We start from the raw sequence: 22,146 nt of genomic DNA, 5'->3' as shown, positions 1-22,146 counted from the left end.
GGGTAGTTCATGGATTACTTCATCATCGTCACCACCACCGCAGCGGGGCTGTATTTCCACTGGTGGATATACGTGCGCATCAAGCGCTGGATGGACCGTGACCTGGCGCTGTCCCTCGCCGGCGCGGACGCCGCTCGCCGCGACTACATGCTCGAACAGCTGCAGGCCGCCCGCCGCGAGAAGGTCAAGCGCAAGGACCTGCCTGCCTGGCTGGAGCGCGCCGCCCAGCGCTACCCCGGCGCCTGAGCCCGCCCCGCCAAGGCCCAGAGCCGGGCGATATCGGCGGCACGCGCCTCCAGTTCATCGCCGGCCGCGGCCATCGCCCGCTCCAGCGTCATCGGCCCGGGCACCAGGCTGAAGGCCGCCTCGATACCTGCCTCGCGCAGGCGCTGGTAACCCTCCCCCAGGCTGCCCGCCAGGGCGATGACCGGCACGCCGGCGGCCCGTGCGACACGCGCCACGCCCACCGGCGTCTTGCCATGCAGGCTCTGGGAGTCGAGACGCCCTTCTCCGGTGATCACCAGGTCGGCGCCCTGCACCGCCTCGGCCAACCCGGCCAGTTCAGCGACCAGCTCGATCCCCGGACGGAAACACGCCCCGAGGAAGGCCCGGGCAGCGAAGCCCAACCCACCGGCCGCGCCGACGCCGGGTTGCTGGCTGTGGTCCTGCCCCAGTTCCTGGGCGACCACCTGTGCATAACGTTGCAGCGCCGCATCCAGCTGCTCGACCTGTGCCGGGCTCGCGCCCTTCTGCGGGCCGAAGACGTGGGAGGCGCCCCGGGGACCGCAGAGCGGGTTATCCACATCCGCCGCGACTTCGAACCGCACATGGGCGAGACGTGAATCGAGGCCGCTGCGATCGATCCGTGCCAGGTCGGCCAGCGCGGCACCACCGGGTGGCAATTCGCGCCCGTCGGCATCCAGCAGGCGCAGCCCCAGGGCCTGCATGAGGCCGGCCCCGCCATCGTTGGTGGCACTGCCGCCCAGGCCGAGGATGATGCGCGTGGCGCCGGCGTCCAGGGCCTGGCGGATCAACTCACCGGTGCCGAAGCTGCTGGTGCGGGTAGCGTCCCGCTCGCCGGCGGGCACCAGATGCAGCCCGCTGGCGGCAGCCATTTCGATGATGGCGCTGCCCTCCCCCAGCCAGCCCCAGTGCGCCTCGACCTCATCCCCCAGCGGCCCGCGCACGGTCGCCATACGCCGCTCGCCACCGCTGGCCGCGAGCACCGCGTCCACCGTGCCTTCGCCGCCATCGGCCATGGGCCGCAGCAGCACTTGGGCCGCCGGGAATACCGACGACCAGCCGCGCCCGATGGCGGCAGCCACTTCGGGCGCGCTCAGGCTTTCCTTGAAGGAATCGGGAGCAATCACAATCTTCATCGGGTTACCTCGGGATGTGCCCGGAGCACCAGGCTCCGGGCGGTACTGCGGTCAGAGCAGGATCAGGCTGAGCAGCCAGGTGACGAGCATGCCGACGATACCCTGTACCAGGGTCGCCAGGGTCTGCGCGCGGTAGGCCAGGGACACCGGCATACGGCTGAACTGGGTGACCACCCAGAAGAAGCTGTCGTTGGCATGGGACACGGTCATGGCGCCGGCGCCGATGGCCATCACGGTGAGCACACGGCCCATCTCGCTGTCCAGGCCAAGCTGGCCGAGCAGCGGCGCCACCAAGGCGGAAGTGGTGACCAGCGCCACGGTGGTCGAGCCTTGTGCGGTCTTCAATGCGGCGGCGACCACGAAAGGCATGAACAGGCCGATGCCCAGCGCCGAGAGGGTGCTGCCCAGGTAGTCGCCCAGGGGAGTGACCTTGAGCATGGCGCCGAACGCGCCGCCGGCACCGGTGATCAGCAGGATGGGCGCAGCGGAGACGATGCCCTCCACCACACGATCATGGAATTCCTTGCGCTTGTCGTCGCTCTTGAGCAGCGTGCAGGCCAGGGCGACACCCACCAGCAGGGCCACCACCGGCTGGCCGAGGAAGCTCAGCAGGCCGAAGAAGGTGCCGCTGCCGAAGGGCTTGGCGGGGAAGGCGGCGATGGAGCCCAGGCAGATCAACAGGATGGGCACGAAGATCGGCGCGAAGGCCTGGAAGGCACTGGGCAGCTTGCCGTAGCCGGCACGCAGGGCGGCGAAGTCCTGGTCCGCCGATTGCGACAGCGGGTCGTCCTCCAACTCCACCTCACGGCCGATGAAGCGGTTGGCCCACCACATGCCGGCCAGGGCGGTGGCCAGTGCCACCACCAACCCGACGGCGATCACCAGCCCGAGGCTGGCATCCAGGCCCAGGTTGCCGGCGGCGGCGATGGGGCCGGGGGTGGGCGGCACGAAGGTGTGGGTGGCGTAGAGGCCGGTGGCCAGGGCCACGCTCATGGCCACGGTGGAGACGCGCATGCGCGCCGCCAGGGCGTTCTTCAGCGAGTTGAGGATGACGAAACCGGAGTCGCAGAACACCGGGATGGACACCAGGTAGCCGATGATCGACATGGTCAGGGTGGGGAAGCGTTCGCCCAGCAGGCGGATGACCGTCTCGGCCATGGTGATGGCCGCGCCGCTGCGCTCGAGGATCACGCCGATGACGGTCCCCAGGACGATGACGATGCCGATGTAGCCGAGGATGCTGCCGAAGCCGGTGGTGATGGTCTTGACGATCTCGCCGGTGGGCACCTGGTAGGCGAAGCCGGCGATGAAGGCCGCGGCGAGCAGCGCGAGGAAGGGGTGCAGTTTGAAGCGGGTGGTGGACAGCACGATGAAGGCGATCAACGCCGCCAGGATCAGGACCAGGCCCATGTGCGGACTCCTTAGTTGTTGTTATGGATGCCGGATAGCCGCCCGATTCTGCGCGATCCCGAGCGCAATAGCCTTATGCATACGACCTAACGGACAGCGTCTTCGATGCCACCCATCCGTGCATTCGCACAATCGACCTTGGGCCAGCCCAGCAGGTCCAGCCCCAGGCCGAGCAACAGCAACTGGTCGTGACGCGGGCGCTCCAGCCCCACCAGTTCGGCGATGCGTTCCAGCCGGTAGCGCAGGGTGTTGCGGTGAATGCCGAGGGCCTGGGCACAGGCATTGCCGTGCCCATCGTGCTCACGCCAACACTGCAGGGTGCGACACAGCACGCCGTCGTCATCCGCATCGACCAGCGCCTGCAGCGGGCCGAGCCAGCGCCGTAGCAGCCAGTTGCTGCGCTGGCTGAACAGCAGCGTCGACAAGCGGTGCTCCTCCAGGTGGAAGATGCGCTGCTGCGCTCGGCAGGCACGGGCGAAGGCATGCAGCGACCGGGTCGCCAGGGCGGCTTCGCGCAGGTCACCGATGCCGGCCTGGGGGTCGCTGATGCACAGGCGGGCGATGCCCCAGCCACGTTCGTCGGCCTGGGCCAGCCAGGTATCGTCATCGCGCTCGGCACTGAAGAGGCGGCAGCAGATCAGCTCGCGGGCCGACAGCGCCGCACACAGCATCCCCTGTCGGGCCAGGCCATCCAGCACCCGTGCCCGACGCTCCTGCGGGTCCCCCTCCTCCACCAGTTCCAGCACGCAGACCTGCTGCCTCCAGGGCAGTTGCAGGCCAATGCGCTCGGCTTCGGCGGCCAGGTGCACCAGGTCGGTCTGCGGATCGGCGAGCTGGTTCAGCCAGGCGTCCAGCTGGTGGCGCTGCCAGTGCCGCTCGGCCTGCAGCTGACGCTGCTCCACCAGCATCTCCGCAGCCATGCGCACCAGTTCGGCATAGGGGCGCACCGCATCCGGCTCGCCGGTGATGCCGAGCACGCCGATCAGCCGCTCGGCATGGAACAGCGGCAGGTTCACCCCGGGACGCACGCCACGCAGGCAGGCGGCAGCCTGCTCGTCGATCTCCACCACGCGGCGGTTGGCCAGCACCAGTTGGGCACCCTCGTGGCGGGTGTGCACGCGCAGCGGGTCGCCGCTGCCGATGATCATGCCCTGGGCATCCATGACGTTGATGTTGTACGGAAGGATGGCCATGGCACGGTCAACGATGTGCTGCGCCAGGGTGGAATCGAGTTCGAGCATGGGCGGCCTCCAGGGGAAGCCGCCAGTCTACAGGGCGCGCATGCCGCTCAGGAAAGCCTCAGGGGGCGAGGCGTTCGAACATCCACTGGCCATCGACCAAGCGGTAGTTGAGGCGGTCGTGCAGGCGGCTCGGGCGACCCTGCCAGAACTCGACGCGCTCCGGCAGCAGGCGGTAGCCGCCCCAGTGCGGCGGGCAGGTGGGCGCCAGGTTGAGGAAGCGTCGCTCGGTCTCGGCGAGCAGCTGTTCCAGCTCGGCGCGGTCGGCGATCACCCGGCTCTGGGGTGAAGCCCAGGCACCGATGCGGCTGCCCAAGGGGCGCACCTGGAAATAGGCATCGGACTCTTCCGGGGTGACCCGCTCCACCCGGCCTTCGATGCGCACCTGGCGCTCCAGGCTGGGCCAGAAGAAGGTCATGGCGGCGAACGGACGGGCCGCAAGCTGCTCGCCCTTGGCGCTGTCGTAGTTGCTGAAGAAGGTGAAGCCCCGCGCATCGAGCCCCTTGAGCAGGAGCACCCGGCAATGCGGGCGGCCGTCGGCGTCGACGGTCGCCAGGGTCATGGCGTTGGGTTCGACCGGCAGTTGCTCGGTCTTCACCGCGTCACCGAACCATTGCTGGAACAGGGCGAAAGGCTCCTGGGGAGCCTGGGCTTCGCTGAGGCCGTCGCGGGTGTAGTCGCGACGCATGTCGGCGAGGGTCTGGGTCATCTCGGCGTCCTGCAAAAGGAAAGGCCTAGCTTACCCAAGCAAGGCTCATTTGCCTTGATCTGCCGCAACCACTTGCTGGGCCACCTTCGGCGGCTGGTTGTAGCGGGCCAGCAGGGCGACCAGGGTGTCCTGCGGGGTGAGGAGGATTTCCACGCGGCGGTTCAGGGCACGGCCGTCCTTGCTGTCGTTGGCGGCACGGGGCATGTCGGAGCCGACACCCTTGAGCGACAGGCGGTCGCGCTGCAGGCCACTGAGGCGGAAGATCGCCGCCACCGCCTGGGCGCGCTCCTGGCTGAGCTTGCGGTTGAGGGCGTCTTCGCCGGAGGTGTCGGCATGGCCGAGAACCAGCACACCGGTCTTCGGATCGCCTTCCACCAGCTTGGCGACACGGCTGAAGGGGCCGAGGGTGATGGGCAGCAGCATGCTGGGGCGATCGGGGTTGAAGGAGCCCTCCACCGGCGCGGTGACCACCAGCAGGTTGTCGCGGCGCTCCACTTCCAGCTTGCTGTCCTTCACCGCCTCGCGCAGGCGCGGCTCGTACTGGTCCAGCCAGGCCTGGGTGAGCTTCTGGTCGACCTTGGGCACCTCGGCCTTGGCCACCTTGTCGTCGCTGCCACCGAACGGCCACCACCAATGGCTGGTGCCGCTGTTCTGCGCGTGGGCTTCCGCAGCCGGCTTGTCGTGGCTGAAGGTGCTGCAACCGGAAACGGTCATGCAGAGGATCAAGGTGGACGACTTGAGCAGCTTCATCGCGGGGCCCCCGTAACAGGTAAAAGGAGAAGGCGATACGCCATCGCATGATGGCGCATCAATCTCAGGTACAGGCTGAAATTCTGGACGCAACCCCTTCATCCGCAAAGGGATATTCCGTGCAACTGACGAGCGGTTCCGCTACAGGCAGCTCGCCAGGGTGCGGGCCAGATGCTGGGCGCGCGGGTCCATCAGCACATAGGGGCCCAGGGTGTTGGTGACGAAACCGAAGGCGACCTCGCGCTCGGGATCGGCAAAACCGATGGAGCCACCGGCGCCGGGGTGACCGAAGGCCAGGCGGCCCATGCCGTAAGTGGCGTTGGCCACGTCCGGCTGGTCGAGCATGCAGCCCAGGCCGAAACGGGTGCGGGTCAGCAGGGTGCGGTCGTCGCCGATGGCGTGCTCACGGGTGAGCTCGGCAAGCAGCGCGGAGTCGAGCAACTGGCCGTCCAGCAGGCCGGCGTAGAAACCCGCCAGGCTGCGGGCATTGCCATGGCCGTTGGCCGCCGGCTGCTGCATGCGCCGCCATTCCGGCTTGTTGGTGCTGGTCATGATCGACGGCGGGTTGGTGAAGGCGCGGGTACTGAGGGCCGTGGGCTCGGTCATCATGCACTTGAGCAGGCGCTGGGCCGAAGCGTCGCCCATGTTGCCCTTGGCGCGGGCGATGTGGGCCACCCGGTGGAACTCGGCGTCATCCAGGCCAACGTGGAAATCCAGCCCCAGGTGGCGGGCGATGCGGGCGGCGATGGATTCACCCGGGCCACGGCCATCGGCCAGGCGGATCGCCTCACCGGCCAGCCAGCCGTAGGTGATAGGGGCGTAGCCGTGTTCCTCGCCGGGCGTCCACCAGGGTTCCTCGGCGGCCAGGGCGGCGGTCATCACCTGCCAGTCGTAGAGTGCTTCGGCCGGCAGCGGCTGACGGATCGCCGGCAGGCCGGCGCGGTGACTGAGCAACTGGCGCAGGGTGATGCGCTCCTTGCCGGCGGCGGCGAACTCGGGCCAGTAGCGGGCTACGGGGACGTCCAGCTCGAGCTTGCCCTCGCCCACCAGCTGCAACGCGGTGACGGCGGTGAAGGTCTTGGTGCAGGAGAACAGGTTGAGGATGGTGTCGGTCTGCCAGGCTTCCTGGCCGTCCTTGTCGGCCACCCCGGCCCAGAGGTCGAGCACGGTCTCGCCGCCCACCTGGACGCAGAGCGCGGCACCGCGCTCCTGGGAGTCGTCGAACAGGGCGGCGAACGCGTCGCGTACCGCTTCGAAACGCAAATCGAAGTAACCCTGGGTCTGCACCGGCACTCTCCTCGGAAAAAAATGACGGCGGCATTGTTACTAATGCCGCCGTCCTTTGGGAACCTCGCCGAAGTTCGGCGCAGGGTCCATCGGTCAGTCGAATGACTCAGGATGCATCAGGCGCATCCTGCTTCTGCGCCGGGTCGGTCTCGACCTTGGGCGCCGGGTCCGGCTTGGGCGTGGCTTCGTCTGTGGGCTTGCCGACGGGCTTCTCCGATTGCTCGGGCTGCTCGGCAGGCGCGGGCGCAGCAGGCTCGGCTTGCGGTTGGGCCTCAGGCTTCGGCTCGGGTTTCGGCTCGGGTTTCGGCTCAGGCTTGGCTTCGGGCTTGGCGGCAGGTGCCGCGGCAGGCTTCTGCTCGGTTTTGGCCGCTGCCTTCTCCGCCGGCTTGTCGGCCGGTTTGGCTTCAGCGGGCTTGGCCAGTTGGGCGGCGACATCCAGGTTGGCCTTGCGCACCGCCTTGATGAAGCCGTCGTAGGGACGGTCGGTGATGCCCACTAGGCCGAGGTGGCCGTTCTCGCCGTCGAGCAGGCGGCCGCTGGCCGGCTGGTCGAGGTACTGGAACCAGTGGGCGCCGACGATCAGCTTCTCCTCCAGGGCCTTCTTGAGGAAGTTGGCGTAGGCCGGGCCACGCTCCTCTTCCTTGTAGACCTCGGCGACGCCGCCCCAGAACGGGCCGCGATCGCGGGAGCCGAAGTGGAACTCGGTGACCATCAGCGGCTTGTCCAGCTGGCGCAGGTACTCGAAGTCGTAACCGTGCTGCGGCTCGCGGGTATAGAAGTTGAAGCTCAGCACATCGCAGTACTGGGCGCAGGACTCCACCGCCTCCGGCACGCTCGCGGCGAAACGGCCGCCCAGCAGCAGGTGGTTCGGCGCGTGCCACTTCATCGACTCGGCGATGGTCTTGAAGTAGGTGTCGGCGAAGAAGCGCTGGAAGCGCTTGAGGTCTTCCTCGATGGCCGGGTGCTCGGGGTTCGGCAGCGGCGCCTCGAAGCCCGGGTCCTCCATCAGCTCCCAGGCCGGCAGCTCGATGCCCCAGGCCTGGGACAGGCCCTGCTGGTTGCGGTACTTGTCGCGCAGCTGCTTGAGGAAGGCACGCTTGGCCGGTACGTCGGTGGTCAGGCGCAGGGTGCCGTAGGCCAGGGCGTAGCGGGATTTCGGATCGGCGCCGGGGCCGGCCCAGGCCAGCTCGTTGTCGGCGAAGTAGCCGATCAGCCAGGGGTCGTCACGGTGGTCGCGGGCGGCGATGGCGATGGCACGCTCGGCGGCCATGGCGAAGCGCGGGTCGAAGGGGTCGGGCATGCCGCCCCACCAGTCGAGCCCGGTGCTGATGGTGGCGTAGTCACCATGGATCGACAGCGGGATGGTGTAGGGCATGCGCTGGCTGGTGTTGAACTCGCCCGCGCTCCAGTTGCCGACGGTGTTGAAGCCCCAGGCCTTCAGGCGCGCGATGCTGTGGTCGACCCAGCGGGCCTTGTCCTGCTTGCCATAGGTGCGTTCGAGGTTGGCACCGTAGAAGTCGTACCAGCGGCCATGGTCGAAGTTGCGGCCCTTGGTGGAACCGGTGTCGCGGCGGCTGTCGCCATTGCCGTACCAGGCGGCCAGGGGCTCGCCGTCCTTGGGCAGCGCGGTGAACATCGCCTCGCGGCCTTCGACGTAGGTCTGGCTGTGTTCGGGGGTGACGGCGTTGACGCCGAGGGAATAGAAGGGATGGCCGTCCGGGGTTACCAGGTACCAGCGGTCGTCGCGCTTCTCGGTGCGGAAGAAGCCCTTGGCCTCGAAGCTCGGGCCGGCCAGCCAGCCGCCGTAGGGGTCCTGCTCGGGCAGCTTCTTCTGCCAGTCGTCGAGCTGCTTCTGCTCCTGCTGGGCAGCGTTCTTGAGCTGCTCGTCGTTCTTGATCTTCTCCGGCCAGTCGCCACGGGTGTACTGGCCGTAGGTGTCGATCAGGCCCTTGTAGTAGTCGTCCTGCAGGCTTTGCTCGGCGGTGCCGAAACGGCCCAGGAGGACGCTCTGCACAGCATTGGGGTGGTCGAGGGACAGGGTCACGGCGCTGACCTTGGTCAGGTCCAGTTCGCCTTCCACCTCGGTGGCCAGCAGGTAGCGCTTGCCGTCGCGGCTCCAGGGTTGCGGCGGCGCGGCACGCATGCCATGGGCGCGGGGCGAGGTGGCGGTGAGCGGCACCAGCAGCGTCTGCGCCGGGCCGGCCGGCAGGGCCAGGCGGGTGCGCACGGTCTTGCCGTCGGCGCTTTCGATGGTCACGTCCAGGGTCAGGGCCCAGTCCATGGCGCTCTGCAGGCGCAGGCTCATGGCGCCGGCCTTGCTCCAGTCCCAGGTGCCGTTCTGCGGCGCGAGGCGCAGGCTGGGCTTGTCGGCCTGGTTGAAATTGAGGCGGCGGAGGATTTCGCCCTCGGGCGTGTTCTCGGCGGTCACGCTGGGCAGACCCGCGTCCTGGGTGGTGACGGTGACGGAGTCCAGCGGGCGTACGAAGTTGAACAGTGTCTCGGCCTGTGCCGCCGTGCTCAAGCCACCGATGGCGAGCAGGATGGGCAGCAGCAGCGCTGGTTTGGTTCTGGATGACATGAAACCGATTCCCCACATGAAGTCAGTGCATAGACAGCGGAATGGGCGAATGTTGCCCGCGATCTGCAAAACCGTGCCCGCGCAAGCCGGCAATGATCGCAGAGGCGGGCCCGGCGTCAAGCGCCGCGGTGGTCTGTTTCAGCCGATCTCGCGGCGGAAGGGCGGCAGCGCATTGAGAATCGCCTTGCCATAGCGCTGGGTGACGACCCGGCGGTCGAGCAGGGTGATGGTGCCGCGGTCGGACTCCGTGCGCAGCAGGCGACCACAGGCCTGCACCAGGCGCAACGAGGCGTCGGGCACGGCGATCTCCATGAAGGGGTTGCCGCCCCGCGCCTCGATCCACTCCGACAGCGCGGCTTCCACCGGGTCGTCAGGCACGGCGAAGGGGATCTTGGCGATCACCACGTGCTCGCAGTAGGCGCCGGGCAGGTCGACGCCCTCGGCGAAGCTGGCCAGGCCGAACAGCACGCTGGTCTCGCCGTCGTCCACCCGCTGCTTGTGCTTGTTCAGGGTCTCCTGCTTGGACAGGTTGCCCTGGATCAGCACGCGCTTGCGCCAGTCGCGGTCGAGGCCATCGAAGACGTCCTGCATCTGCTTGCGCGAGGCGTAGAGCACCAGGGTGCCGCGCGAGCCTTCGACCAGCTGCGGCAGGTCGCGGATGATCGCCGCGGTGTGGGCGGCGGCATCGCGCGGGTCGGCCTTGAGGTCCGGCACCTTGAGCACGCCGGCATCGGCGTGGTGGAAGGGGCTGGGCACCACGGCGGTGACCGCCTTCTTCGGCAGGCCGGCGCGCATGCGGTAGCGGTCGAAGGTGCCGAGCGCGGTGAGGGTCGCGGAGGTCACCAAGGCGCCGTAGGCGACGTTCCACAGGTTCCGCCGCAGGGTCTCGGCGGCGAGGATCGGGCTGGCGTTGACCTCGATGTCGTAGGCCGAGCCGAACTCGGCCAGGGTCAGCCAGCGCGCCATGGGCGGGCTTTCTTCCGGGTCTTCGGCGGTGAAGGCGGTCCACAATTCCCAGTTGCCCTGGGCACGGGTCTGCAGGCTGCCGAACAGCGGGTACCACTCCTCGGCCTGGTGGCTGGCGATGCCGACGCCGGCCTCCCCGTCCATGGCTTCCTTGAGCAGTTCGGTGAGCCGGGTGAAGACGTCGTTGAGCTTGGCGAAGCCCTTCTTCAGCTCGATGCCCATTTCGATCAGGTGCTCGGGCACCACGCCGGCCTCGAAGCGGTGGCGCGGGCGCTCGCGGCCTTCCATGTCTTCGCCGGCACGGAAGTCGGCGACCTCCTCGCAGGCGGTGAACATGAACTGCTGCTGGGTGCGGATTTCCCGCGCCAGTTCCGGCACGTTCTCGATCAGGCGGCCCAGATCGCCCGGCAGCGGGTGCTGGGCGAGGAGCTTGGTGAGGTTCTTGGCCACCGTTTCCAGCCAGTCGGCGGTGGAGCGCAGGCGAGTGAAATGGGCGAAGTGGCCGATGGCCTTGTCCGGCAGGTGGTGGCCTTCGTCGAACACATAGAGGGTTTCGCGCGGGTCCGGCAGCACCGCGCCGCCGCCCAGGGCCAGGTCGGCCAGGACCATGTCGTGGTTGGTGACGATCACGTCCACCTTGGTCATGCCCTCGCGCGCCTTATAGAAAGCGCACTGCTGGAAATTGGGGCAATGGCGCTTGGTGCACTGGCTGTGGTCGGTGGTGACGCGGGCCCAGTCCTGGTCCTCGATGGCCTCGGGCCAGGAGTCGCGGTCGCCGTCCCAGCGGTTGCCGGCGAGTTTCTCGATCATCTGGTTGAGCAGCTTCTGGCCGCTCTCGTCGACGTCGATGCGGAAGCCTTCATCGGCGAACAGCTGGGCGGTGGCGTTCTGCGCCTGGCCGTCCTGCAGCAGCATGTCGAGCTTGGACAGGCACAGGTAGCGGCCACGCCCCTTGGCCAGGGCGAAGCTGAAGTTGAGGCCGCTGTTGCGGATCAGGTCGGGCAGGTCCTTGTGCACGATCTGCTCCTGCAGCGCCACCGTAGCGGTGGCGATCACCAGGCGCTTGCCGGCGGCCTTGGCCGAGGGGATGGTCGCCAGGCTGTAAGCGACCGTCTTGCCGGTGCCGGTGCCCGCCTCCACCGCGACCACGGCGGGCTCGCCATCGCGATGGCCTTCGTCGTCGGTCTTGATGGCGCCCAGCACCTTGGCCACTTCGGCGATCATCAGGCGCTGGCCATAGCGGGCCTTGAGCCCCTTGGCTTCGAGAAAACGGGAGTAGGCGCCCTGGATCTGGGACTTGAGTTCGGTGCTGAGCATGGATTCTTGCGGGCGCGAAAGGCTGGATAAATTTTCAGTACTTTAACAGGGCGGCTATCATAGCGCGCCTTGTTTCCGACTGGAGAAAACCCGATGACGCCCTTCGCCGCCCTCTACGCCGTCCACGTCCTCGCCGCCCTGGTGTGGGTCGGCGGCATGTTCTTCGCGTGGATGGTGCTGCGCCCCGCCGCGGTCCAGGCGCTCGATGCGCCGGCACGGCTGAAGCTGTGGGTGGAAGTGTTCCGCCGCTTCTTCCTGTGGGTCTGGGTGGCGGTGGTGCTGCTGCCGGTGAGCGGCGTGGGGATGATGCACATGCGCTTCGCCGGCTTCGACGGCGCGCCGCGCTACGTGCACATCATGATGGGCCTGTACATCGCCATGCTGGCGCTGTTCCTGCGGGTCAACGCACTGCAGCTGCCTGAACTGCGCCGCGCCGTGGCCGCCGAGGATTGGCCGGCAGGCGGTGCGGTACTGGCCCGCATCCGCCGCCTTGTGGGCAGCAACCTGCTGCTGGGTTTGTTCCTGATAGCGATCGCTGCGGCGCGCCCGAATTTCTAAAAACTATCTGCGTTGCCATTGCTGCGTTAAAAACAGGCTCAACGTGCTCATTTACACTGCGTAAACTGCGCTTTTCGCCTGTTTTTGCCTTGCACTGAGGGCCTCGCCTACGTTTTTAGAGGTGCCCGAGGACGCGGCACAGCGATTCTTCGAGCTTTTACTCGATACGCACCACATCGAACTGGCCGGCAGCCCCCGCGCTGCCCGGCTGGCCAGGTTGCCCCGGGCGGCCCTTGGCGCCGGCAGCGGTGCGGTAGAACAGGCAACCCTTGGCGGAACCGCCACTGCCCGCCGCGCCGGCTTCACCCGCCGGACCACCGGCGCCGCCTTCCAGACGCACCTTCACCTGCTCGACAGGGAAGTCCGTGGGCACTTCCAGGCGGATATGGCCACCCGCGCCGCCAGCCTGGCCGTCATCGCCGTTCTGGCCGTCATAGCCACGGCTGGCGCTGCCCCAGAGGCAGCCACCGGCATCGCCATCGGCGCCGGCGAGCCCGCTGTAGCCGGGCGTTCCGATGCCACCACGAACATCCAGGGTGATTTCGTCCACCCGCACCTGCTCCAGGCGCAGGCTCAGGTCGCGCCCGGCGCTGGCGCCTTTCTTCATGCTGCCGGCCGCGCCGGATGCGGTGATGTGACCACCGGTGCCAATCTCGCCCTGGCGCACCACCAGGCTGAAGGGCTGGTCGGACGGGGCAATGCCGATGCGCGCGTCGCGGCCCATCACCAGCTCGCCAATGCGCAGCTCGGTGACGCTGGCCGGGATCACCAGGGTGCCGTAATCGTTGACCACCACGCGGTCGAGGCTGAGGGAGCCGACCCGGGCCGGCAGTTTGAGCAGGCTGTTGGCATCGACGCTGACGCCGCTTTCGGCCAGGACGACAGGGCTGGCCAGCAGGGCCAGCAGGCAGTACTTACGCATGTTCGCGGCCTCCCTGGGAACGGGGCAGGCCGAGCAGGTGGAAGACGCCGAACAGCAGCAGTTGCAAGCGGTCGTTCCAGGGGCGCGGGCGAGCGCGCAGCTGGCTGTTGCACACCACCAGTTCCAGCAGGTGCAGGCCGAGCACCAGGGCGGCGACGGCGTTGAGCAGTGACGCGAATGGTCGGGCAAACGGTTCGATCAGATTGGCCAGCACCGCCAGCCAGAACACCAGGGCAACCAGCTTGCCCACCCCCAGGAAAAGTTTCATGCCACCCCCCTCTGTTTTTTTAGTCCGCCGACCTTACTCCTCGTCATCGTCGCTGCCAAATGGCGGGCAGAAAGAAGGGGCCACGAGGGCCCCTTCGGTGTTGCACCGGGTGTTCAGCGAGCGACGTGGATCTCCACGCGGCGGTTCTGCGCGCGCCCGGAATCCGTGCCGTTGTCCGCCACCGGCTGGCTTTCGCCCTGCCCTTCGGTGGTGACCTTGTCCGCCGGGACGCCCTGGCTGATGAGGTAATCCGCCGCACTCCTGGCACGCCGTTCCGAAAGCCCCTGGTTATAGGTATCGGAACCGACGCTGTCGGTGTGCCCCACGACCTTGACGCTGACCATGGCGGCCCCCGTCAGGCGTGTAGCGACATCATTCAGCTGTGTCTTCGCGTCACTGGTGAGCTCGGCGGAGTCGAAGGCGAACAGCACCTTGCCCTGGTCGCTGAGCACGATGACTTCGCTCTGCGGTGCGGGAGCCGGAGGAATGGGCTCCTCGGCCTTGACCACGGCCGGGTAGGTCTTCTGCGGACAGCCATTGTGGTTGACCTGGGTCCCGGCTGGAGTATTGGGGCACGTATCACGGCGGTCGAAGACCCCGTCACCGTCCTCGTCGCCATCCTGGGCGTAACAGATCAGACCGCCGACGATGGCACCTGCAACGGCGCCTCCACCAGCCCAAGCGGAACTCTCGATAGCACCCAGCCCACCGCCGGCCAGACCGCCAATCGCACTGCAAAGAGGCCAGTTCCCCTGGTTGAGCGGCGCGTCGCCCGTACTGGACGTCGAGGCGCAACCCGAGAGAACACTGCCGACCAGAAGAAGTAGAGCAGCCCGTGAGAAGGTTCTCATGGTGAGGGATCTCCTGTGTCACCGGTCCCATACCGGTAACACAGGAGTAAAGACCCGCCCGTCACGGCGCACAAGCCGCGCGCCGCAACGGCTGCGGGATTCAGCGGTCGATGAGGATTTCCACCCTGCGGTTCAGCGCGCGGCCGTCGGCCGTGCCGTTGTCAGCGACCGGCTGGCTTTCGCCCGCACCACTGACGCCGGCGATGCTGCCCTTGGGTATGCCGGTCGAGACCAGGTAGTCCGTCACGGAATGGGCGCGCTTCTCGGAGAGTTTCTGGTTGTAGCTGTCGCTGCCGACGCTGTCGGTGTGACCGGTGATGGTCAGCTTGGCGGTCGGGGCCTCGTTGCGCAGGCGGCTGGCGATGGTGTCCAGCTTGGCCTTGTCGGCCGGGTCCAGCGCGGCGGAGTCGAAGGCGAACAGCAGGTCACGGACGACGATGGTCTCGTCCTCGACCACCACCACTTCCTCGACCTCTTCCACTACGGCGGGCTCGGGCGGGCAGCCGTTCGCATCCACCTGTACGCCCGGCGGAGTGCCCGGGCACTTGTCGCGACTGTCCGGCACGCCATCGCCATCCTCGTCGCCATCGCCATGCGCCCAGCAGTAACCGGCAGCCAGGCCGCCGCCGAGCAGCGCGCCCCAACCCGCCCAGGAACTGCTTTCAATCGCACCCAACGCTGCACCGCCTACACCGCCTACTGCTGCACACTTGGGCCAGTCGGTCTTCTGCAGGCCGGCGCAACCGGTCAGCAGGGTCGACACAAGTAGCAAGGGTATTGCTGTCCTTGTGATGCTCATATGCATGTCTCCTCGTGATATCGGCCTTTGGAAACCGATAACCTGGGAGTAAAGACGGGTGATTAAAAAACCGCCAGCACTAGGCCAGCAGCGGGCGGCAGGCTAGTCTTCGCAAACTTGTCCGAGGATTTTCGATGACTGCCAGCTTCTCCTCCCGCACCCCGCAACAGGCCCTCGCCGCCCTGCTCGACCGCTATGCACCGGCCCGCCTGCTGCTGGTGGGCAACTCCCCGCTCCCGGCCCTGGAGGCCTTCGCCAGCGCCCACCCCGACAGCCAGGTGGTGCAGGTGCCCGCCGGCCCGCTGCCAGCCGAACAGGCGGCGCAACGCTTCGACCTGGCGCTGGTCGCCGACTGCCTGGAACACCTGCCCAAACGCACCGCCCTGGAGCTGCTGGGCGGCATCCGCAACCTCAACGCCAGCCGCATCGCAGTGCTGGTGGACCTCGGCGCCTGCGACTGGACCGACACCGACTTCTTCGCCCTGGCGCTGCAAGCCACCGAACGCTTCCAGCGCGATGACCAGGTACTCAACCTGTTCACCTACGACCTGCGCGAATACAAGCAGGTGCCCGATTGGCTGAACGCGAAGTTCTGGGCCAACCCCGAGAACTTCGGCAAGTACTGGTGGTGATGCCATGAGCGCAAGTACCTGCCCCTGCGGCAGCGGCAACCTCCTCGACCTGTGCTGCGGCCGTCACCACGGCGGCCACCCCGCCCCCAGCGCCGAGGCGCTAATGCGCTCGCGCTACAGCGCCTATGTGCTGGGCCTGGTGGACTACCTGGTGGAGACTACCCTCCCCGCCCAGCGCGAGGGCCTGGACCGCGAGGCGATGAAGGCCTGGAGCCTGCAGAGCACCTGGCTGGGCCTGGAGGTGGAAGCCTTCGAGCTGCTGGGCGGCAAGCCCGAGCACGCACTGGTCACCTTCGTCGCCCGCTGGCACGACCAGGCCGGCGAGCACAGCCACCGCGAGCGTTCGTCCTTCGTGCAGAACGACGGGCGCTGGTACTTCATCGACCCGACCGTGGAAACCAAGGCGGGGCGCAACGACCCCTGCATCTGCGGCAGCGGGCAGAAATTCAAGAAATGCTGTGCGGGGTACCTCTGACCGAGCGCCCCGCTCCGGAAGGATTCGCCAACCGACAACAAGGAGATGTCCATGCGCATGCGCACCCTGCTCGTCCCGCTTCTCGCGGGCCTCGCCGGCCTCGCCCAGGCTGCTGAAGTCCAGGTCAGCCTGGGCAGCCAGGAACGGGTCACCCGCCTGTTCGCCTACCCCAACAACTGCAACGTCATCTGTTACCGCGACTGGACCCTGGAGCAAACCGTCGAGCACTACCTCGGGCAAAGCCTGAAGCGCGACGGCATCGCCGGCGGCCAGGTCAAGGTAGGCCGCGATGACAAGGGCCTCTATGCCCGCTTCAGCGGCGTGCCCGCCGACTACGGCGTGCCCCTGGTGCAACTGCTGGACAACGGCGACCTCGCCTACAAGGGCGCCAGCCAGCTCAACAGCGACGGCAAGTGGCAGTACAGCTGGTACCTCTTCCTGCCCCTGGGCATGGCCCTGGAGAACCGCCGCAGCATCGAGCTGCTGCACTTCCCTCCGGACTATTCCCTGACCAAGGCCCAAGACTACCTGGAGTCGGCCACCACCGATCGCTGGGCCGACCTGCTGGTGCAGAACGGTGTCGCCACCGACGACACACCCGGCTACCAGACCATCATCGACATCGCCCCCATCGCCGCCCCCGCCAGCGCCGGCAGCGACCTGGAAGGCGTCTACAGCTACTTCACCCCCTACCAGACGCGCATGGTCGAGCAGCTCACCAAGGGCAAGCCGGCGCTGCCGATGGTGGCCTTCGGCGGCCCGGTGCGCAGCTGGATCAAGCAGCAGTACGGCACCACCATCGGCGTGCTCGGCCTCGGCACCATCAGCCCCACGCCCGAACAGAAGGTGCCGGTGCTGGGCAGCAACCACCCCAGCTACATCTGGTACGCCGCCGACCCGGAGAACTACGACGGCGACCAGGCCAAGGCCGACGCCACCGGGCTCAAGGTGATGGGGCAGGACCTCTCCGCCGCCTGCTGGCAGGCCGGCATGGGCAAGGACCACTCCGCCAACCCGAGCAGCACCCTGGATAGCTGCAAGCAGAAGTGGCAGGTGACCGACAAGGTGCAGACCTGCGAGCTGTTCTACACCTCCATCCGCAAGCTGGACGCGGACAAGGCCAAGGAGAAGTGCACGGCCTCCTGAAGCGCCGCCGCGCCTTCGCACCAATGAAAAGCCCGCCGATCGGCGGGCTTTTCACATCAGGCACTCACTCCTGCAGGCGCAGGTGCGAGATGTCCGGCGGCGGGCCGGCCGGAGCGGCCTTGGCCTGGCCCATGTCGCTGCCCACCGGGGCCAGGCTGAACTGGCTCAGGTCGACCTTGGGCGGCGTCGCGTCGGCCTTGGCGTCCTGCAGGTCGGCACCCACCGGGGCGATGCCGAAGTCCGGCGCCTCCACATCGATGAAGGCCGCCATGTACTCGTCGCGCGGGGCCACCTTGAGGCGCCCCACCGCTGCCGACTCGCCACTGGGCTGAGCGGCGGGCGCGCGCACCGGGGCGGCCATCGGCTCCTCCGGCGGCGGTGGAGCCAGCTCCACCTCCTCGATCTCGACGTCCATCGACACCACGTCCACCACCGCACCGGCACGCTCAAGCGTTGCACGATATTTCTCGGCGGCAGCCTCATCGAGGTTGTTCTTGATTACGATGCGCCTGCCAGAGAACAGCATGGCGATACGTTGCGCGTCAGCCTGAAAGAGCTTGGCCATGTTGGCCTGCACCAGCTCCAGCCGGGCTCCCGGAACCAGTTGGCCGGAGAAAGCGATCTCGTAGCGGCTCATGGTCACACTCCTGTCCGAAACAGACAGCAGTATGGCGCAGGTTTTTTTCTGCAAACAACAAGTTGCAGCCAAGCAGTTGCTTGTTACACTTGAGCGTCGATGGAGTAATGCAATGTTTTCTCAGGCGCAAACGATAAGAATTCTCAGCCTACTGATGTTACTGGCCCTACCTTTTTCGGGCATGACCGGATGTTCCACCTGGATGACCGGCGGCTTCCGCGATCCGGACGTACAGCTGGTGAAAGTCGATGTAATCAAGGCCAAGCTTCTCGAGCAGCAGTTCCTGCTGCGCTTCCGTGTGGACAACCCCAATGACGTCAGCCTGCCCGTGCGCGGCCTGGTCTATACCGTCCACCTCAACGACGTGAAGCTCGCCTCCGGCGAATCCAGCACCTGGTTCACCGTCCCGGCCAACGGCCACGAAACCTTCGATGTCCCGGTGCGTACCAACCTCTGGCGCCACATGAAGTACATCGTCAAGCTCCTGGAGAAACCCGACGAAGCCATTCGCTACCGCCTCGAAGGCGAAGTGAAGACCGGCCTGATGTTCGGCAAGAGCGTGCACCTCTCGCGCAATGGCGAGATAATCCCGGGCAACTACATCCCGGAGTGACGTTCCATGAGTCAAGAACCCCATGTCCATGGCCCCGACTGCAACCACGACCATGATCATGACCACCACGATCACGGCCATGTGCACGGCCCGCACTGCAACCACGGCCCCCAGGAGCCGGTGCGCAACCCGCTGAAGGAAGTGGGCCGCAACGACCCCTGCCCTTGCGGCAGCGCGAAGAAGTTCAAGAAGTGCCACGGCGCCTGATCCGCGCCAGCACGACCAAGGCCCGTCTAGCACGGGCCTTTTCGTGGGTGCCGGGAATCCTTTAGGCTGGCCGCCTGCTTCCTGAGGAGTCCCACCATGATCGACTTGTATTACTGGACCACCCCCAACGGCCACAAGATCACGCTGTTCCTCGAGGAGACCGGCCTCCCCTACCGGATCCACCCCATCAACATCGGCAAGGACGAACAGTTCCAGCCGCACTTCCTGAAGATCGCCCCGAACAACCGCATTCCCGCCATCGTCGACCACGCCCCGGCGGACGGAGGCGAGCCGCTGTCGCTGTTCGAGTCCGGCGCCATCCTGCTCTACCTCGCCGAAAAGACCGGCCGCTTCATCCCGCAGGACCTGCGCGGCCGCGAAGAGACCCTGCAGTGGCTGTTCTGGCAGATGGGTGGCCTGGGCCCGATGGCCGGGCAGAACCACCACTTCAACCGCTTCGCCCCGGAGAAGGTGCCCTACGCCATCCAGCGCTACGTGAAGGAAACCGCTCGCCTCTACGGCGTGCTCGACAAGCGCCTGGCCGACCGCCCCTTCGTCGCCGGCGCCGAGTACGGCATCGCCGACATGGCCATCTACCCCTGGATCGTGCCGCACACCTTCCAGGAACAGGACCTCGACGACTTCCCCAACCTCAAGCGCTGGTTCCAGAGCATCCAGGCCCGCCCGGCCACCATTCGCGCCTATGACCTGGTGGAAAAGATCAACCCCGCTGCCGCTAAAAAGTAGGGCCTCCGCCGCTTGCGCAGTGCGAGGCCGCTCTCTAACGTAGCGCGTTTGAAAACCGCTGCCTCTTCGGGAGATACCGCTCCATGGCCTCGCCTGCGCCCCAGCGCTTCCTGCCCCGCTTCTGCCTGGCCGCCGCCCTCGGCGCCATGGTCGCGCTCACTGGCTGCCAGTCCTGGCTCGACAGCCGCTATTCCGACAGCCTGCCGCCCACCTCCGGCTTCAAGCCGGTCAAGGGCCTGGCCCAGAGCGTCTCGATCCGCCGCAACCCGCTGGGCATGCCGCTGATCGAAACCACCACCTTCCACGACGCCCTGTTCACCATGGGCTACGTGCACGCCACCGACCGCCTCAGCCAGATGATCGGCCTGCGCCTCATGGCCGAAGGCCGCCTGGCGGAGATGGCCGGCCCCGGCGTGCTGGACGTCGACCGCTTCATGCGCGCGGTGAACCTGCGCAAGAGCGCCGACATCCTCTACAAGAACGCCTCCCCGCGCCTGAAATCCTTCTTCGAGGTCTACGCGCGTGGCGTCAACGCCTACCTCTTCCAGTACCGCGACAAGCTGCCGATGGACCTCGCCGAGTCCGGCTACAAGCCCGCCTACTGGAAGCCCGAGGACTCGGTGCTGGTCTTCACCCTGCTGAACTTCGGCCTGGCGGTGAACCTGCAGGAAGAGATCGCCTCGCTGGTCATGGCGCAGAAGGTCGGGGCCGACAAGGTCGCCTGGCTGCTGCCCACCTACCCGGACGAGAACCTGCCGTTCGACGAGGCCGACAAGCTCAAGGGCCTCAACCTCGGCGGGCAGATCCAGGGCCTCGCCGCCATCGACCAGGCCGCCGGCGCACTGGCGGGCCTCAACATGCTCGGCGTCGCCGCCTCGAACAACTGGGCCATCGCCCCAGAACGCACGCGCAACGGCAAGAGCATCCTCGCCAACGACACCCACCTGCCGCTGTCGATGCCCTCGTACTGGAACTTCATGCAGATCCGCTCGCCGAAGTTCCAGGCCGCAGGCGTCACCATCGCCGGCGTGCCCGCCGTGGTCGCCGGCTACAACGGCAAGCTGGCCTGGGGCATGACCATGGTCATGGCCGACAACCAGGACCTCTACCTGGAGAAGGTCAAGCGCGAAGGCAGCCGCCTCTACTACCTGGCCGACGGCAAATGGCAGCCGGCCATCGAGCGCAACGAGACCTTCTTCATCAAGGGCGAGCGGCCGATCCGCGAAACCCTCTACGAGACCCGCCACGGCCCGTTGCTCAACTCCGTGCTCGGCCAGCGCAAGCACCCGCTGCAACCGATCGAGATCAAGAGCGGCCTGGGCATCGCCCTGAAGACCGCGCAGTTCGAAAGCGACCAGACCCTGGACGCCTTCTTCGACCTGTCCCGCGCGCAATCCGTCGAGCAGGCCAGCGAGGCGACCCGCTCGATCCGCGCCATCGGCCTCAACCTGCTCACCGCCGATGCCCAGCACATCGCCTGGCAGGTCACCGGCCGCTACCCCAACCGCCGCGAAGGCCGTGGCCTGATGCCCTCCCCCGGCTGGGACGGCCGCTACGAATGGGACGGCTACGCCGACCCCATGCTGCACCCCTACGATCAGGACCCGAGCCAGGGCTGGCTGGGCACCGCCAACCACCGCACCGTGCAGGGCGGCTACGGCGTGCAGCTGTCCAACTCCTGGTTCTACCCGGAGCGGGCCGAGCGCATCGCCCAGCTCGCCGGCAGCGGCAAGCACGACACCCGCAGCACCATCGCCATGCAGTACGACCAGACCACGCCCTTCGCCGCCAAGCTCAAGGCGATGTTCGAAGACCCGGCCATGGCCCAGCCGCTCAAGCAGGCCATCGACGCCCTGCCCGCCGCCGAGCGCGACAAGGCCCGCGAAGCCCTGAGCCGCCTGCTGGCCTTCAACGGCGACCTGCGCCCGACCTCCACCGACGCGGTGTTCTACGAAGCCTTCCTGCAGGAAAGCGCCAAGCAGATCTTCCAGGACGAGCTCGGCCCCGAAGGCAGCCCGGCCTGGCAGGCGCTGGTGGAAACCGCCAACCTCTCCTACTCCGCCCAGGCCGACCACCTGCTGGGCCGCGCCGACAGCCCCTTCTGGGACGATGTGCGCACCCCGCAGAAGGAAGACAAGCCCGCCATCCTCGCCCGTAGCCTGGCCGCCGCCGTCAGCTTCGCCGAAGGCAAGCTCGGCGCCGACCGCAAGGCCTGGCAATGGGGCAAGCTGCACAGCTACACCTGGGCCACCGAAACCACCAAGCTCGCGCCCTTCATGAGCGCCAGCCAGCGCACCGGTATCAACGCCATCCAGGGCTACCTGGACCGTGGCCCGTACCAGGCCGGCGGCGACATGAACACGCTGAACGTCTCGGCCTACGAGTGGGGCAACAACTTCGACACCTGGCTGATCCCGGCCATGCGCATCATCGTCGACTTCGGCCAGCCGGAACCCATGATCGGGCTCAACAGCTCCGGCCAGTCCGGCAACCCGGCCAGCCCCAACTACGCCGACGGCATCGACGCCTGGCTCAAGGCCCGCTACATGAGCTTCCCCTTCCAGTCGCAGAACCTCGACAAGGTCTACGGCACCAAGCGGCTGACGCTCACCCCGCAAAAATGATCGCCGGGGCGGGAACTAACCGCCCCACGGCTG

21 protein-coding genes and 1 pseudogene are annotated in these 22,146 nt (G+C 67.3%); 9 read left to right on the top strand and 13 right to left on the bottom strand.

Translation table 11 applies throughout. The features are described from left to right. Positions 1-9 precede the first annotated feature (9 nt). Positions 10-246, top strand: a complete 237-nt coding sequence (locus RTW82_RS25260) for a hypothetical protein (protein ID WP_043242791.1) — start codon at positions 10-12, stop codon at positions 244-246. On the opposite strand, the gene RTW82_RS25255 is transcribed toward RTW82_RS25260, so the two are convergent. From RTW82_RS25255 to dinG, 8 genes and pseudogenes are all read right to left on the bottom strand, one after another. Further along, complete coding sequence (locus tag RTW82_RS25255; RefSeq protein WP_316926816.1) at positions 231-1,379, bottom strand: glycerate kinase; 1,149 nt, start codon at positions 1,377-1,379, stop codon at positions 231-233. The genes RTW82_RS25260 and RTW82_RS25255 overlap by 16 nt on opposite strands. Positions 1,380-1,430: 51 nt before the next feature. After that, positions 1,431-2,789: a GntP family permease gene (locus tag RTW82_RS25250; RefSeq protein WP_021219219.1), complete on the bottom strand. Its 1,359-nt coding sequence runs from the start codon at positions 2,787-2,789 to the stop codon at positions 1,431-1,433. Between the two features lie 86 nt (positions 2,790-2,875). Then, entirely contained in the window at positions 2,876-4,030 is a 1,155-nt protein-coding gene (locus tag RTW82_RS25245) for a sugar diacid recognition domain-containing protein (protein ID WP_043242793.1), read from the bottom strand. A gap of 58 nt (positions 4,031-4,088) precedes the next feature. Next, positions 4,089-4,736 carry a pyridoxamine 5'-phosphate oxidase gene (gene pdxH / locus RTW82_RS25240; RefSeq protein WP_184491446.1) on the bottom strand — a complete coding sequence of 216 codons (648 nt, stop codon included), beginning with the start codon at positions 4,734-4,736 and terminating at the stop codon, positions 4,089-4,091. A gap of 48 nt (positions 4,737-4,784) precedes the next feature. Then, positions 4,785-5,486: pseudogene (locus tag RTW82_RS25235) on the bottom strand (OmpA family protein); the annotation flags it as partial. Between the two features lie 141 nt (positions 5,487-5,627). Then, complete coding sequence (locus RTW82_RS25230; RefSeq protein ID WP_316926815.1) at positions 5,628-6,773, bottom strand: serine hydrolase domain-containing protein; 1,146 nt, start codon at positions 6,771-6,773, stop codon at positions 5,628-5,630. Positions 6,774-6,879: 106 nt separating this feature from the next. Next, positions 6,880-9,351 (bottom strand): beta-agarase, encoded by a 2,472-nt coding sequence (locus RTW82_RS25225; RefSeq protein WP_316926814.1) that lies wholly within the window; start codon positions 9,349-9,351, stop codon positions 6,880-6,882. A gap of 138 nt (positions 9,352-9,489) precedes the next feature. Continuing rightward, positions 9,490-11,634 carry an ATP-dependent DNA helicase DinG gene (gene dinG / locus RTW82_RS25220; protein WP_271660321.1) on the bottom strand — a complete coding sequence of 715 codons (2,145 nt, stop codon included), beginning with the start codon at positions 11,632-11,634 and terminating at the stop codon, positions 9,490-9,492. Between the two features lie 93 nt (positions 11,635-11,727). Here dinG and RTW82_RS25215 point away from each other — a divergent pair, with 93 nt between their 5' ends. After that, positions 11,728-12,192 carry a CopD family protein gene (locus RTW82_RS25215; RefSeq protein ID WP_021219212.1) on the top strand — a complete coding sequence of 155 codons (465 nt, stop codon included), beginning with the start codon at positions 11,728-11,730 and terminating at the stop codon, positions 12,190-12,192. Positions 12,193-12,349: 157 nt separating this feature from the next. Here the strand turns inward: RTW82_RS25215 and RTW82_RS25210 are convergent, their stop codons facing one another. The 4 genes from RTW82_RS25210 to RTW82_RS25195 all read right to left on the bottom strand — a co-directional run bounded on the left by RTW82_RS25210 (position 12,350) and on the right by RTW82_RS25195 (position 15,032). After that, positions 12,350-13,114, bottom strand: coding sequence for a collagen-like protein (locus RTW82_RS25210; RefSeq protein WP_316926813.1), 765 nt, complete (start codon positions 13,112-13,114; stop codon positions 12,350-12,352). Next, positions 13,107-13,382 (bottom strand): DUF1145 domain-containing protein, encoded by a 276-nt coding sequence (locus RTW82_RS25205; protein WP_043242798.1) that lies wholly within the window; start codon positions 13,380-13,382, stop codon positions 13,107-13,109. The genes RTW82_RS25210 and RTW82_RS25205 overlap by 8 nt, the downstream gene beginning before the upstream one ends. Before the next feature lie 113 nt (positions 13,383-13,495). Further along, entirely contained in the window at positions 13,496-14,233 is a 738-nt protein-coding gene (locus RTW82_RS25200; RefSeq protein WP_021219209.1) for an OmpA family protein, read from the bottom strand. A 100-nt stretch (positions 14,234-14,333) separates the two neighbouring features. Then, the gene (locus RTW82_RS25195) at positions 14,334-15,032 is read right to left on the bottom strand and encodes an OmpA family protein (RefSeq protein WP_263401087.1); all 699 of its coding nucleotides are present in this window, start codon (positions 15,030-15,032) and stop codon (positions 14,334-14,336) included. A gap of 134 nt (positions 15,033-15,166) precedes the next feature. Between RTW82_RS25195 and RTW82_RS25190 the strand changes: the two genes are divergently transcribed. Genes RTW82_RS25190 through RTW82_RS25180 form a run of 3 tightly spaced genes read left to right on the top strand, consistent with a single transcriptional unit; the run spans position 15,167 to position 17,285 of the window. Further along, entirely contained in the window at positions 15,167-15,664 is a 498-nt protein-coding gene (locus tag RTW82_RS25190) for a DUF6231 family protein (protein WP_184491463.1), read from the top strand. Between the two features lie 4 nt (positions 15,665-15,668). Next, positions 15,669-16,139, top strand: a complete 471-nt coding sequence (locus RTW82_RS25185) for a YchJ family protein (protein WP_043242799.1) — start codon at positions 15,669-15,671, stop codon at positions 16,137-16,139. A 51-nt stretch (positions 16,140-16,190) separates the two neighbouring features. Beyond that, positions 16,191-17,285: a hypothetical protein gene (locus RTW82_RS25180; protein WP_021219205.1), complete on the top strand. Its 1,095-nt coding sequence runs from the start codon at positions 16,191-16,193 to the stop codon at positions 17,283-17,285. A 64-nt stretch (positions 17,286-17,349) separates the two neighbouring features. On the opposite strand, the gene RTW82_RS25175 is transcribed toward RTW82_RS25180, so the two are convergent. Then, positions 17,350-17,922 (bottom strand): hypothetical protein, encoded by a 573-nt coding sequence (locus RTW82_RS25175; RefSeq protein ID WP_316926812.1) that lies wholly within the window; start codon positions 17,920-17,922, stop codon positions 17,350-17,352. A 112-nt stretch (positions 17,923-18,034) separates the two neighbouring features. Between RTW82_RS25175 and RTW82_RS25170 the strand changes: the two genes are divergently transcribed. The 4 genes from RTW82_RS25170 to RTW82_RS25155 all read left to right on the top strand — a co-directional run bounded on the left by RTW82_RS25170 (position 18,035) and on the right by RTW82_RS25155 (position 22,113). Next, on the top strand, positions 18,035-18,535 hold the full coding sequence (locus RTW82_RS25170; RefSeq protein ID WP_031287599.1) for an LEA type 2 family protein: 501 nt from the start codon (positions 18,035-18,037) through the stop codon (positions 18,533-18,535). Positions 18,536-18,541: 6 nt separating this feature from the next. Next, positions 18,542-18,742: an SEC-C metal-binding domain-containing protein gene (locus RTW82_RS25165; RefSeq protein ID WP_021219202.1), complete on the top strand. Its 201-nt coding sequence runs from the start codon at positions 18,542-18,544 to the stop codon at positions 18,740-18,742. A 96-nt stretch (positions 18,743-18,838) separates the two neighbouring features. After that, the gene (locus RTW82_RS25160) at positions 18,839-19,489 is read left to right on the top strand and encodes a glutathione binding-like protein (protein WP_316926811.1); all 651 of its coding nucleotides are present in this window, start codon (positions 18,839-18,841) and stop codon (positions 19,487-19,489) included. 83 nt (positions 19,490-19,572) lie between these two features. Continuing rightward, positions 19,573-22,113 carry a penicillin acylase family protein gene (locus RTW82_RS25155; protein ID WP_184491475.1) on the top strand — a complete coding sequence of 847 codons (2,541 nt, stop codon included), beginning with the start codon at positions 19,573-19,575 and terminating at the stop codon, positions 22,111-22,113. Positions 22,114-22,146: the final 33 nt, after the last annotated feature.

The sequence above is a fragment of the Pseudomonas sp. zfem005 genome, assembly GCF_032621735.1.
In the GTDB taxonomy this organism is placed as follows: Bacteria; Pseudomonadota; Gammaproteobacteria; order Pseudomonadales; family Pseudomonadaceae; genus Metapseudomonas; species Metapseudomonas solani.
Note: the sequence above shows the minus strand (reverse complement) of the source record. Positions and strands in the feature narration are given on the sequence as shown.